Below are 12,852 nucleotides of genomic sequence, written 5' to 3' on the forward strand. Positions count from 1 at the left end.
GACACCCTCATGGCCAGACCCGGATTCCGCCTCGCTGTGTTCGCCACCCTGCTGGCACTGGTTGTTGTCTTGCTCGGTGCCTATACCCGTCTCACCCACGCCGGCCTTGGCTGTCCGGACTGGCCAGGCTGTTACGGTTTCATCAGCGTGCCGAAAACCGAAGCGCAGTTGGCGCACGCCGAGCGACATTTTCCGGATACGCCGGTGGAGCACCATAAAGGCCGCAACGAGATGGTCCATCGCTACTTTGCCGGCACCCTGGCCTTGGTGATCACCCTGCTCGCAGTGCAAGCCTGGCGGCGTCATGGGCGTGATGGTCAGCCTTATCGTTTGCCGTTGCTGCTGCTCGGCGTGGTGTTCGCCCAAGCTGCCTTTGGCATGTGGACGGTGACCCTCAAGCTGTGGCCGCAGGTGGTGACCGCGCACCTGCTCGGCGGTTTCGCTACTTTGAGCCTGTTGTTCTTGCTGAGCCTGCGCTTGTCGCGCGCGTTCGCGCCGTTGCCCAAGCTGCCGTTGAGTGTGCGGCGGGTAGCGGCCCTGGCGTTGCTGGTGGTAATCGGCCAAATCGCCCTGGGCGGCTGGGTCAGTGCCAACTACGCGGCGGTGGCCTGTGTTGATTTGCCCACCTGTCATGGCCAGTGGTGGCCGCAGGCGGACTTCGCCAATGGCTTTCATCTCACCCAGCACATCGGCCCCAACTACCTCGGCGGGCAGTTGGACAGTGATGCCCGCACCGCTATCCATCTCAGTCACCGACTGGGCGCGTTGCTGGTCACCGGCGTGCTGTTACTGCTGAGCTGGAAGCTCTACCGCCACGGACTTGCCAGGCTCGCACGCCTGGTGCTGCTGGCGTTGGCGGTGCAGGTCGGCCTGGGCATCAGCAACGTTCTGTTCCACCTGCCACTGCCAGTGGCTGTAGCCCACAACGCTGGCGGGGCCATGCTGTTGCTGTGCATGGTGCTGGTCAATTACCGCATTCGCCTGGTGGCCAAGGCTCGCCGGGTCAGCCAGGGCTGGCGCCTGACACCGTTGAGCAGTGGCGGTGTCGTACATTATCTGGGAGACAACTCATGGCGACGCTTCTGAGCGAACGCAAACTCCAGGCGGGTTGGCGCGACTACCTGGAATTGACCAAGCCGAAGGTCGTTGTGCTGATGCTGATCACGTCGCTGGTGGGGATGTTTCTCGCCACGCGCGCAGGCGTGCCGTGGACGGTGCTGTTATTTGGCAACCTCGGAATCGCCTGCTGTGCCGGTGGCGCCGCGGCGATTAACCATGTACTCGACCGACGCATCGATGCGCTGATGGCCCGCACCCACAAACGCCCGGTGGTTGAAGGGCGGGTAGCACCGTCCGCTGCGGTGACCTTTGCCCTGTTACTGTCGCTGTTGGGCATGGCCTTGCTGCTGGTGTTCACCAACGCCCTCACCGCCTGGCTGACCCTGGCCTCGCTGCTGGGGTACGCGGTGATTTACACCGGCTTTCTCAAACGCGCGACACCGCAGAACATCGTGATCGGCGGGTTGGCAGGTGCAGCGCCGCCGCTGTTGGGCTGGGTCGCGGTGAGCGGCCACATCAGCGCTGAACCGCTGCTGCTGGTGCTGATCATTTTTGCCTGGACCCCGCCGCACTTCTGGGCCTTGGCCATTCACCGCAAGCAAGAGTACGCCAAGGCGGATATTCCGATGTTGCCGGTGACCCATGGCGAGCAGTACACCAAGGTGCACATCCTGCTTTACACCTTGGTATTGCTGGCGGTCAGCCTGCTGCCGTATGTCATTCACATGAGTGGGCCGCTGTACCTGCTGAGCGCCGTGCTGCTGGGCGCGCGCTTCCTGCAATGGGCCTGGGTGTTGTACCGTGGCAGTCGGCCGCACGCGGCGATCAAGACCTTCAAGTACTCTGTCTGGTACCTGTTGCTGCTGTTCATCGCGCTGCTTGTAGACCACTACTTACTGTTGAACTTATGACTCGAACCCAGAAAACCGTCTTTATCCTCGTTGCCCTGGTCGCCGTGTTTCTTGGGCTGGCTGTCAACAAGGTGCTCAATGGCCGCAGCGAAGGCAACCCGACCGAGCTGATCGATGCCGGCATTATTCTGTTGCCGCAAAGCCGTACCGTGCCGGCGCTGGAGATGACCGACGAGAACGGCCAGACGCTGCAAATGGATGAGCTCAAAGGTAAGTGGTCGCTGCTGTTCTTCGGCTACACCTTCTGCCCGGACATCTGTCCGACCACCCTGGCGCAACTGCGTCAGGTGAAAAGCGAGCTGCCTAAAGAAGCTGTGGAGCGGCTGCAGGTGGTGTTGGTCAGCGTTGACCCGAACCGCGACACGCCGGCGCAGCTGAAACAGTATCTGGGGTACTTCGACAAAGACTTCCGCGGCGTGACCGGCTCACTGGATAACCTGCAGAAGCTGGCCAATGCGGTGAGCATTCCGTTCATTCCAGCCGATACCAGCAAGCCGAATTACACGGTGGATCACAGCGGCAACCTGGCGCTGCTGGGGCCGGATGGCAAGCAGCGTGGTTTTATTCGTGCGCCGTTCAACAACCAAAAGCTGGTGGCGCAGTTGCCGGGGTTGGTTAAGCGGGACTGAAATGCATCGCGGGGCAAGCCCGCTCCCACAGGCGATCTCCTGTAGGAGCGGGCTTGCCCCGCGATAGATTACCGAATCAGAACGCTGGCTTAACCGCGCCCTTGTACTTCTCTTCGATGAACTTCTTCACTTCCGGGGTGTGCAGGGCTGCAACCAGCTTCTTCACCGCGTCGGCGTCTTTGTTGTCTTCACGGGTCACCAGGATATTCACGTAAGGCGAGTCAGCACCCTCGATAACCAGGGCATCGCTTTCCGGGTTCAGCTTGGCTTCCAGCGCGTAGTTGGTGTTGATCAGCGCCAGGTCGACCTGGGTCAGCACACGCGGAATGGTGGCCGCTTCCAGTTCACGGAACTTCAGGTTCTTGCTGTTCTCGGCAATGTCTTTGACGGTCGAGAGGATGTTGGTGTTGTCCTTGAGCTTGATCACACCGGCCTTGTCCAGCAGCAGCAAGGCACGGCCGCCGTTAGTGGCGTCGTTAGGGATAACCACGGTGGCAGTCGATGGCAGCTCGTCGAGCTTCTTGTACTTGCTGGAATAAGCGCCCAGTGGCTCCAGGTGCACACCGGCAACGCTGACCAGTTTGGTGCCCTTGGCCTTGTTGAATTCATCCAGGTACGGCTGGTGCTGGAAGAAGTTGGCGTCCAGGCGCTTTTCGGCCACCTGAACGTTCGGCTGGATGTAGTCGGTGAAGACCTTCACTTTCAGGTCCACACCTTCTTTGGCCAGCGCCGGTTTGACGAACTCGAGGATTTCGGCGTGCGGCACCGGGGTGGCGGCGACGGTCAGGGTCTCGGCCTGGGCGGAGAAGGCCGCAACGGCGGCAACAACAGCAAGCAGCTTTTTCATCAAATCACTCCTTGTGAGGGCCGAGCCGGCCCCCGGTGCGTCGGCAGCGCCGACCCATGGGGTTACTTACGGGAAAAATGCACAACCAGTTTGTCGCCCACACTCTGCAGCACTTGAACCAGTATCAGCAGCAGGACCACGGTGACGACCATCACATCGGTCTGGAAACGCTGGTAACCGAAGCGGATCGCCAGGTCACCGAGGCCGCCAGCACCCACCACACCAGCCATCGCGGTGTACGACACCAGGGTAATGGCGGTCACGGTGATGGCCGCGAAGATGCCCGGACGGGCCTCAGGCAGCAAGGCGTTCATGATGATCTGCCGGGTCGTGGCGCCCATCGACTGGGTGGCTTCGATAATGCCGCGATCGACCTCGCGCAGCGCAGTTTCCACCAGGCGTGCGAAGAACGGCGTTGCCCCCACCACCAGTGGTGGAATGGCCCCGGCGACGCCCAGCGAAGTGCCGGTGATCAGCACCGTGAACGGAATCATCACAATCAGCAAGATGATGAACGGCAGCGAACGCAGCACGTTAACCACGAACGACAGCAGCGCATACACGCCTTTCTGCTCGAACATCTGCCGCGGGCCGCAGAGGAACAGCAGCACGCCCAAGGGCAGGCCCAGCAGCACGGTGAACAGCAGCGAGCCGAACAGCATGACCATGGTGTCGATGGTGGCGAGCCAGATTTCGGCCCAGTCGACGTTGGCAAAGAAACTCAAAGCGTCCATTAACGCAGTACCTCCATATGAACATCAGCCGCCGTGAAGCGGGCAAAGGCCGCCTCCATGTCGCCGCCAGTGACGGCCAGGGTCAGCTGCCCATACGGGGTGTCTTTGATGCGGTCGATGCGACCGGCAAGGATGCTGTAGTCCACGCCTGTTTCGCGGGCTACTGTGCCCAGCAGCGGCGCGTAGGTGGAATCGCCCTGGAAGGTCAGGCGCACGATGCGGCCCGGCACATGGGCGAAGTCGTCGCGCTGCTCGTCTTCGTCGATCTGCTCGTCTTCCTGGACGAAGCGCTTGGTGGTCGGGTGCTGCGGATGCAGGAACACATCGGCCACCGGCCCGTGCTCGACGATCTGCCCGGCGTCCATCACCGCAACCCGGTCACAGACCCGGCGGATCACGTCCATTTCATGGGTGATCAGCACGATGGTCAGCTTCAGTTCGCGGTTGATCTCGGCCAGCAGTTGCAGCACCGAGGCTGTGGTTTGCGGGTCGAGCGCACTGGTGGCTTCATCGCAGAGCAGAATTTTCGGCTTGGTGGCCAGGGCGCGGGCAATCCCGACGCGCTGCTTCTGGCCGCCGGACAGCTGTGCCGGATACTTCTTCGCGTGCTCTGACAGCCCGACACGGGCCAGCAGCTCGCTGACACGGGCGTCGATGTCCTTGCGCGACAGCTCGCCGGCCAGGGTCAGTGGCAGCGCGACGTTGTCGGCTACGGTCTTGGATGCCAGCAGGTTGAAGTGCTGGAAGATCATCCCGACTTGCTGGCGGAAGCGCCGCAGGTCGTTGGCGTTGAACGCGGTGACATCTTCACCGTCAACGATGATCTTGCCGCCGCTTGGCGCTTCCAGACGGTTGATCAGGCGCAGCAGGGTACTTTTGCCGGCGCCGGAATGGCCGATCAGTCCGAACACCTGGCCGTTTTCAACGCTCAGGCTGGTCGGGTGCAGCGCGGGGATGTCCCTACCGGCAACGCGGTAGGTTTTATGCACATTTTGAAACTCGATCACGTAGCGAACCTTGTGGGGCGCATGGAATTTGGGTCAGCGGTTAGCCGGGGCGCGCATTTTAGCCTGTTCGTATAGAGGTTCTTAGCATTTATTTCGCAATTGACCAATGCTACGGGAATAACGCGATCAGTGGTCAATCCGAATGAACGCTCGCCGAGCCCGGCCAGTCACTACTGAAAGGGCCCGCCGTGGGGCCGAACCAAGACTGATCGAGGAGAGCGTTCCAATGCCCAGCAAGAAGAATCCGCCCAAGGAAAGTCAACTGGCCGGCACCCAGACACCGGACCGGGCCAATACCAACGCCAAGCTGCAAAGCCTGGAAACCTTCCGCAGTGATGCCACCGGCCAGGCCTTGCGTACCAACCAAGGGGTGAAGATAGCTGACAATCAGAACACCTTGCGCGCAGGTGCACGCGGGCCGTCATTGCTGGAAGACTTCATCATGCGTGAAAAAATCACGCACTTTGACCACGAGCGCATCCCTGAGCGTATTGTCCATGCCCGTGGCTGCGGTGCCCATGGCTACTTCCAGGCATACGAATGCCATGCCGCGCTGAGCAAAGCCGGATTTCTCCAGGACCCGGAGAAAATCACCCCGGTCTTCGTACGCTTCTCCACCGTACAAGGGCCGCGTGGTTCGGGTGACACGGTGCGCGACGTGCGGGGCTTTGCGGTGAAATTTTTCACCGACGAGGGCAATTTCGATCTGGTTGGCAACAACATGCCGGTGTTCTTCATCCAGGACGCCATCAAGTTTCCTGACTTCGTCCATGCCGTCAAACCCGAACCGCACAACGAGATGCCCACCGGCGGCTCCGCGCACGACACCTTCTGGGACTTTGTTTCACTGGTGCCGGAGTCGGCGCACATGGTGATCTGGGCGATGTCTGACCGGGCGATTCCGAAGAGTTTGCGCAGCATGCAAGGCTTTGGCGTGCATACCTTCAGATTGATCAACGCCGAAGGCAAATCGAGCCTGGTGAAATTCCACTGGAAGCCTAAAGCGGGTGTGTGTTCGCTGCTGTGGGACGAAGCGCAGAAGCTGGCAGGCAAAGACACCGACTTCCATCGCCGTGACCTCTGGGAGGCGATTGAAACCGGGAATTATCCCGAGTGGGAGTTCGGTGTGCAGATCGTTGCTGAAGAGGATGAACATAACTTCGATTTCGACCTGCTCGACCCGACCAAGCTCATCCCCGAGGAACTGGTGCCGGTGACACCGCTGGGCAAGATGGTGCTCAACCGCAACCCGGACAACTTTTTCGCCGAAACCGAACAGGTCGCGTTCTGCCCGGGGCACATCGTCCCGGGTATCGATTTTTCCAATGATCCGCTGCTGCAGGGGCGATTGTTTTCCTACACCGATACCCAGATCAGCCGTCTGGGTGGGCCGAACTTCCACGAAATCCCGATCAACCGGCCGTTGGCGTCCAACCATAACGGCCAACGCGATGCCCAGCATCGCGTCACGCTGGATAAAGGCCGGGCCTCGTATGAGCCAAACTCCATCGACGGCGGCTGGCCGCAGGAAACGCCGCCAGCCGCCAGCGAGGGTGGCTTCGAGTCGTATCCGGAGCGGATCGAAGCGCACAAAGTGCGCCAGCGCAGCCCGTCGTTTGCTGATCATTTCTCCCAGGCGCGGTTGTTCTTCCACAGCATGAGCCCGACCGAGCAAGCGCACATCATCAGCGCCTACAGCTTCGAGCTGGGCAAGGTTGAGCGGGCTGAGATCCGCACGCGCGTAGTCAACGAGATCCTCGCCAACATCGACCTCAAGCTGGCCGCGCAGGTGGCGGCGAACCTTGGTTTGCCAGCGCCGAAAAAAGGCACGGCCGAGGTGCCTGAACTTGGCCTCAAGCATTCACCCGCCCTTAGCCAGATGAACCTGTTGGGCGAAGGCATCCGCGGCCACAAAGTGGCGGTGCTGGTGGCCAATGGTGTGGATGGAGAACGTGTCGATGCGCTGGTCAAGGCGCTGGAGGCAGAAAGCGCGCAGATCAACCTGTTGGGGCCGACCTCGGCACCGGTGAAGACGGCTCAAGGCAAGTCGCTGGCGGTGGATGCTTCGCTGGATGGCATGCCGTCGGTGATGTTCGATGCCGTGTGGGTCGCTGCTGGCAAAGCGTCTACCCAAGCCTTGCTGGCAAGTGGCGCAGCCCTGCATTTTTTGCTGGAAGCCTACAAGCACCTCAAGCCCATGGGGCTGGCCAGCGAGGCACAGCCGTTGCTCGACAGCACGGGCCTGAAGGTCGATGAAGGCTTGCTGGTGGGCGACGACGGGAAAACCTACCAGGCCTTTATCACGGCCATCGGCAAGCATCGGGTGTGGGCGCGGGAGGCTGCGGCCCAGGCGATTCCCGCGTAGGCGCAGCAGGCGGGTGCTCGTTCGAGCACCCGCTCAGTCAAGGACGGCGGGGAATCAGAACCGCCTGGGCGGGCTGATTACGGTGGATCTCGTGGGACTGCTGCAGGGCGAATTCGCTGTCGAGCTTCTGCACGCGTTTGCCCAGCAGGGTTTTCAGCCACGGGGCGTCATCTTTGCGCGGCACCTGGAACACCACGTCGCACTGGTAATTCACTACGTCGGTGGCAATGTCATCCAGTTGCCGGCGCATTTCCCGAATATTCGTGGTTTTCAACGCCACGACGGTGCTCGGCGCGGTCGGGTCGATGAGCTTGGCCGCAGGGCGCGCTTCGGCTGCCTTGAGGGCGGCCTCGGCCTTTTCCAGTTCGGCTTTGCGTGCCTGGGCGATGGCGCCGTTGACCCCGCCAGTCAGTGCCGGTGCCTTGGGCATCAGCGCGCGGGCGCGGCTCAGGGCCGTAGCCGCCGCATTGACGTCACCCTTTTGCAGCACGATCTGGCTGCGTTGCAAGTAGGCTTCGGCCAACTGTCGTTGGTACTGCTCGACGCGAGGGTCGTTGGGCGCCTGGGCTTGCAGTGCGGTCAGCTGGTCTTCGGCGGTGGCCAGCTCGCTGCTGGCGATGCTTTGCTCCAGTTGCTGCCAGGCATCGGCCTGTGCAGGCGTACCGGCGTTATCGGTCGGGGTGCTGGAGCACGCAGCCAGGAACAGCGAAAACGCGGCAAGGAGCAGATAACGGGAGGCGAACGGCTTCATTCCTGCGTCTCTCTAAGTTTGCGCAAAAAGCGAGCAAGTCTACACCCAGTCCGCAGACTCGAAAATAAATCTTCAGGGCCCGGCGTGATTTAAATGTCGCAGGGTGCAACCTCGGGGCTGCACCCTGTGAGTCAGCGCCGCGGCAAGGCCAGGCTCAGCAAGAATAGCACTGCGGCGCAGACCACGATCGAGGGACCGGCCGGGGTGTCTTTGAACCAGGACAGTGCCAGGCCTGCGCACACCGCCGTAACCCCCAGCAGACTGGCACCCAGCGCCATTTGCTCAGGCGAACGCGCGTGACGTTGCGCCGCAGCCGCCGGGATGATCAGCAGCGAGGTGATCAGCAACACACCGACGATTTTCATCGCCACGGCAATCACCACGGCAATCAACAGCATCAAGGCCATGCGCAGCGCTGCTACCGGCAGGCCTTCGACCATCGCCAGCTCTTCATGTACCGTCACTGCCAACAACGGGCGCCAGAGCATGACCAGCAACAGCAATACCACGGCGCTGCCGCCGAGAATCCAGGCGAGGTCGCCCGGGCTGATAGCCAGTAGGTCGCCGAACAGATAGGCCATCAGGTCGATGCGCACATCGTGCATGAAGCTCAGCACCACCAAGCCGAGTGACAGGGTACTCGGCGCAAGAATCCCCAACAGCGTGTCGGAGGCCAGCGGTTGGCGCTGTTGCAGGGTCACCAGGAGCATCGCCAGCAACAGACAGCCGACAGTGACCGCCAGCGCCGGGCTGATGTCCAGCACAAAGCCTAGGGCTACTCCCAACAGCGCCGCGTGAGACAGGGTGTCACCGAAGTAGGCCATGCGCCGCCACACCACGAATGACCCCAGAGGGCCGGCAACCACCGCCAGGGCCAGGCCTGCGAGCAGGGCGTAAAGCAGAAAATCAGCCATGCTTGCAGTGTTCTCCGTGTACATGCCCGCCTTGGGCGGGTGCAACCACCGAACCATGCAGGTCATGGGCGTGGTCGTGATGATGGTGATAGATCGCCAGGCTTGGCGCATTGCTGCCGAACAGTTCGACGAAGGCCGGATCGCCGCTGACCTGCTCCGGATGGCCGGAACAGCAGACATGACGATTCAGGCAGACCACCTGATCGGTGGTGCTCATGACCAGGTGCAGGTCGTGAGAGACCATCAGTACGCCGCAACCGTGGCGGTCGCGCAGTCGGGTGATCAGGCTGTACAGCTCGGCCTGGCCAGCCACATCGACGCCTTGCACCGGCTCATCCAGTACCAGCAGCTCAGGCTCGCGCAACAGTGCCCGCGCCAGCAGCACGCGCTGCATTTCGCCGCCGGAAATCGTCTGGATCGGGCTATCGATCACTTGCTCTGCACCGACTTCGTTCAGCGCACTCAGGGCCGCCGCACGGTCAACGCCCGGCACCAGGCGCAGAAAACGCAGTACCGAGAGCGGCAAGGTGGCGTCTACCTGCAGCTTTTGCGGCATGTAGCCCACTCGCAGGCGCGGCTTGCGCCACACCTTGCCGGTATGCGGTTTGAGCAAGCCAAGCACGGCACGCACCAGGGTGGTTTTGCCAGCGCCGTTGGGGCCGATCAGGGTGACGATTTGCCCAGGCTCGACGGCCAGGTCGATGCTGTCGAGCACCGCTTGCCCAGAGAACGTTACGCCTACTTGTTCGAGGCGAATCAGCGTATTGCTCATCAGGCGCTCCGGCAGTTGCCGCACAAGCCGACCACTTCGACGGTTTGCGCTTCGACGCTGAAGCCGACGTCATTGGCACTGGCGACAATGGCATTGCTGATGCTGGTTTGTTCCAGCTCGATCGCCACGTGGCACGCCCGGCAGATCAGGAACTGGCCTTGGTGGGTATGCTCAGGGTGACTGCAGCCGATGAACGCGTTGAGCGACGCAATGCGGTGCACCAGACCATTCTCCAGCAGGAAGTCCAGGGCCCGATACACGGTTGGAGGCGCGGCCCGACGACCATCCTGCTCGCTCAAAACGGCCAGGATGTCATAGGCACCCAGAGGCTTATGGCTCTGCCAGACCAGCTCCAGCACGCGTCGGCGCAAGGCGGTCAGGCGCAGGCCCTTGCGTGCACACAGCACGTCGGCCTCGGCCAGGGCGCTGTGTACGCAATGGGAGTGATCGTGGGGACGGTTGGCCAGCGGGGTTTTAGGCATGAGCGGCGACGGTTCCGATTAGAGACGTTATTATGTTACCTGTTCCTGCCCCTGTGAGTGGTCATCGTGTCCCGATTTTTTGCCCTTTTTGTCGCTTTTATCGCCACCATGGTGATGGCCCAGGCACAGGCCGAGGTGCGTGTCCTGACCAGCATCAAGCCCCTGCAACTGATCGCTGCTGCAGTGCAGGACGGTGTGGGTAGCCCCGAAGTGTTGCTGCCACCGGGTGCTTCGCCGCACCACTACGCCCTGCGTCCTTCCGATGTGCGCCGCGTCGGTGATGTCGAGCTGCTGTACTGGATCGGACCCGATATGGAAGGTTTCCTGCCGCGAGTGCTCAAGGGCCGTAGCAAGCCCACAGTGGCCATTCAGGACTTGCCTGGCCTGCACCTGCGTCACTTCGGTGAGGACAGCCATTCCCATGACCATGACGATGATGCCGACGAACATGATCACGACCATCGTCCCGGCAGCCTCGATGCGCATTTGTGGCTATCGTCGGCCAATGCCCGGGTGATCGCGGCGAAAATGGCGGCTGACCTCAGCGCTGCCGACCCTGCCAATGCCGCACGCTACCAGAGCAACCTCAAGGCCTTTGGCGAGCGTTTGGATGCGCTGGATGCACGCTTGAAGAAACGTCTGGCTGGGATTAGCGGCAAGCCGTTCTTTGTGTTCCATGAGGCGTTCGACTATTTCGAGTCGGCGTATGGCCTTAAGCACACTGGCGTGTTCAGTGTGGCTGCCGAAGTGCAGCCGGGCGCCCAGCATGTAGCAGCGATGCGCAAGCGCCTGCAGGATGTCGGCAAGACTTGTGTGTTCAGTGAGCCGCCATTGCGTCCGCGCCTGGCCGAGACCCTGACGGCAGGGTTGCCGGTTACCTTGGCGGAGCTGGATGCGTTGGGCGGGACTACGCCGGCCGGTGCTCAGGGGTATGAGCAACTGCTGGAGAAGCTGGGAAATGATTTGGCGGGGTGTCTGGAGAAGCTTTAGGGACTTTATCGCGGGGCAAGCCCGCTCCTACAGGTAGGAGCGGGCTTGCCCCGCGATCACTCACAAAGCAAACGGCAAAGCAATTTCTACCTGCTGACGCGCAACCAGGCGCACCTCAAAATCCGCCGGATCGTGAATCAACACGTCCATCCCGGCAAACGACTCGGCGGCGATCAGGCGCGACAGCCAGAAGCGCACACAGGCGATGCGCAGCATCACCGGCCACAGATGCGCCTCTGCCGAGGTGAACGGCCGCAGCGCGGCGTAAGCACCCAGGAATGCCCGTGCCCGCGGGCCATCGATCTGCCCGGCGTCATCACAGCACCAGTCGTTGAGGGTAATCGCCAGGTCGTAGAGCATTGGCCCTGAGCAGGCGTTGTAGAAGTCGATCAGGCCGGTCAGGTGGGTGCCTTCGAACAGCACGTTGTCACGGAACAGGTCGGCGTGCAGGTTGGCGCGCGGCAGGGCCATGATCTGCGCTTTATGTTCAGCGATCTCGTCCAGGCAACCTTGCAGCAACTGGCGCTGCTCCGCGCTCAGGCGTGGCATCAACTCGGCACCGGTTTCCAGCATCCAGTCCAGGCCACGGTCAGTCTTGCGCTCCAGCACCTTGTCACGGGTCGCCAGGTGCAGGTGGCCGAGCAGTTCGCCGATCTGTACGCAGTGCTGGTTGTTGACGTTCTTCACGTGCTTACCGGGCAGCCGCGGCTGCAGCAACGCCGGCTTGCCAGCCAGCTCCCGCAGGGCCACACCGTCGTTGCCACGCAATGCGTACGGCACGGGCAGATCGGCATCGTGCAGCACATCCAGCAGCTCGATGAAGAACGGCAGGTCCTGGATCGGCCCGCGCTCGACCAGCGTCAGCACGTACTCGCCCTGTTCCAGACTGACAAAGAAGTTACTGTTCTCGGTGCCAGCGGCAATGCCCTGGAAGTCCCGCAGGCGGCCCAGGCCGTACGGCGCCAGAAAGGTTTCCAGCTCAGGCCGGGTCAGGGGGGTGAAGACTGACATGATCAAAAATTGCCCATACGGGCACTTCTGCAGGGAAGTGCCAGGTTGATGTAAAGGGTACGGCTTACTTCCACTCGAAGATTTTCCACGAGGGGATCAGCATGTCGGGTTGGTCGGAGCGAACGAAGTTCGCGTCCGTGCCGTCAGCACGTACCAGGAAATAAGGTTTGCCGCCTTTCGGGGTGACCTTGATTGCATACAGGAAACCATTCTGACGGTATTCCTGAATGGTTTTGTCGCCTTCCGTGCGAATGGTTACTTCCGGGTCAGCCGATGGCGCGTCATCCGCAGCCAGGGCGACAACCGGCGCGACTGCAAACAGGCTGAGCAGCAACAGGCGATTTAGTGTACGCATGATAACCTTGTCCCTTTGTCGTCAA

Annotated in this window: 14 protein-coding genes; 5 read left to right on the forward strand and 9 right to left on the reverse strand. The window is 61.6% G+C overall.

The window, feature by feature from the left end; genetic code table 11:
- The first annotated feature begins 9 nt into the window (after positions 1-9).
- The 3 genes from ACVWSC_RS00320 to ACVWSC_RS00330 are packed head-to-tail and all read left to right on the forward strand — an operon-like array spanning position 10 to position 2,599.
- The gene (locus tag ACVWSC_RS00320) at positions 10-1,086 is read left to right on the forward strand and encodes a COX15/CtaA family protein (protein ID WP_442111184.1); all 1,077 of its coding nucleotides are present in this window, start codon (positions 10-12) and stop codon (positions 1,084-1,086) included.
- A complete protein-coding gene (gene cyoE, locus ACVWSC_RS00325; protein ID WP_442111186.1) occupies positions 1,071-1,970 on the forward strand; it encodes a heme o synthase in 900 nt (299 codons plus the stop codon). The genes ACVWSC_RS00320 and cyoE overlap by 16 nt, the downstream gene beginning before the upstream one ends.
- Entirely contained in the window at positions 1,967-2,599 is a 633-nt protein-coding gene (locus ACVWSC_RS00330) for an SCO family protein (RefSeq protein WP_442111188.1), read from the forward strand. The genes cyoE and ACVWSC_RS00330 overlap by 4 nt, the downstream gene beginning before the upstream one ends.
- Before the next feature lie 76 nt (positions 2,600-2,675).
- On the opposite strand, the gene ACVWSC_RS00335 is transcribed toward ACVWSC_RS00330, so the two are convergent.
- The 3 genes from ACVWSC_RS00335 to ACVWSC_RS00345 form a co-directional block, all read right to left on the reverse strand.
- On the reverse strand, positions 2,676-3,446 hold the full coding sequence (locus tag ACVWSC_RS00335; RefSeq protein ID WP_442111190.1) for a MetQ/NlpA family ABC transporter substrate-binding protein: 771 nt from the start codon (positions 3,444-3,446) through the stop codon (positions 2,676-2,678).
- 62 nt (positions 3,447-3,508) lie between these two features.
- Positions 3,509-4,180, reverse strand: coding sequence for a methionine ABC transporter permease (locus ACVWSC_RS00340; protein ID WP_442111192.1), 672 nt, complete (start codon positions 4,178-4,180; stop codon positions 3,509-3,511).
- The gene (locus ACVWSC_RS00345; RefSeq protein WP_442111194.1) at positions 4,180-5,187 is read right to left on the reverse strand and encodes a methionine ABC transporter ATP-binding protein; all 1,008 of its coding nucleotides are present in this window, start codon (positions 5,185-5,187) and stop codon (positions 4,180-4,182) included. The genes ACVWSC_RS00340 and ACVWSC_RS00345 overlap by 1 nt, the downstream gene beginning before the upstream one ends.
- A gap of 142 nt (positions 5,188-5,329) precedes the next feature.
- Here ACVWSC_RS00345 and katE point away from each other — a divergent pair, with 142 nt between their 5' ends.
- Positions 5,330-7,552 carry a catalase HPII gene (gene katE / locus ACVWSC_RS00350; protein WP_442111196.1) on the forward strand — a complete coding sequence of 741 codons (2,223 nt, stop codon included), beginning with the start codon at positions 5,330-5,332 and terminating at the stop codon, positions 7,550-7,552.
- 37 nt (positions 7,553-7,589) lie between these two features.
- Here katE and ACVWSC_RS00355 read toward each other — a convergent pair whose 3' ends face one another.
- The 4 genes from ACVWSC_RS00355 to zur all read right to left on the reverse strand — a co-directional run bounded on the left by ACVWSC_RS00355 (position 7,590) and on the right by zur (position 10,471).
- A complete protein-coding gene (locus ACVWSC_RS00355) occupies positions 7,590-8,303 on the reverse strand; it encodes a PA5502 family lipoprotein (RefSeq protein ID WP_442111198.1) in 714 nt (237 codons plus the stop codon).
- A gap of 131 nt (positions 8,304-8,434) precedes the next feature.
- Positions 8,435-9,217 (reverse strand): zinc ABC transporter permease subunit ZnuB, encoded by a 783-nt coding sequence (gene znuB / locus ACVWSC_RS00360; protein ID WP_442111200.1) that lies wholly within the window; start codon positions 9,215-9,217, stop codon positions 8,435-8,437.
- On the reverse strand, positions 9,210-9,989 hold the full coding sequence (gene znuC / locus ACVWSC_RS00365) for a zinc ABC transporter ATP-binding protein ZnuC (protein ID WP_133213435.1): 780 nt from the start codon (positions 9,987-9,989) through the stop codon (positions 9,210-9,212). The genes znuB and znuC overlap by 8 nt, the downstream gene beginning before the upstream one ends.
- Positions 9,989-10,471, reverse strand: a complete 483-nt coding sequence (zur, locus tag ACVWSC_RS00370; protein WP_442111203.1) for a zinc uptake transcriptional repressor Zur — start codon at positions 10,469-10,471, stop codon at positions 9,989-9,991. Before zur ends, znuC begins: the two co-directional genes overlap by 1 nt.
- Positions 10,472-10,537: 66 nt before the next feature.
- On the opposite strand from zur, the gene znuA reads away from it, so the two are divergent.
- Positions 10,538-11,461, forward strand: coding sequence for a zinc ABC transporter substrate-binding protein ZnuA (znuA, locus tag ACVWSC_RS00375; protein WP_442111205.1), 924 nt, complete (start codon positions 10,538-10,540; stop codon positions 11,459-11,461).
- Positions 11,462-11,521: 60 nt separating this feature from the next.
- On the opposite strand, the gene ACVWSC_RS00380 is transcribed toward znuA, so the two are convergent.
- Both ACVWSC_RS00380 and ACVWSC_RS00385 read right to left on the reverse strand, forming a co-directional pair.
- Positions 11,522-12,472, reverse strand: coding sequence for a homoserine kinase (locus tag ACVWSC_RS00380; protein WP_442111207.1), 951 nt, complete (start codon positions 12,470-12,472; stop codon positions 11,522-11,524).
- Positions 12,473-12,536: 64 nt separating this feature from the next.
- Positions 12,537-12,827: a DUF2782 domain-containing protein gene (locus ACVWSC_RS00385; RefSeq protein ID WP_442111209.1), complete on the reverse strand. Its 291-nt coding sequence runs from the start codon at positions 12,825-12,827 to the stop codon at positions 12,537-12,539.
- Positions 12,828-12,852: the final 25 nt, after the last annotated feature.

This window comes from Pseudomonas sp. NUPR-002 (assembly GCF_056322725.1).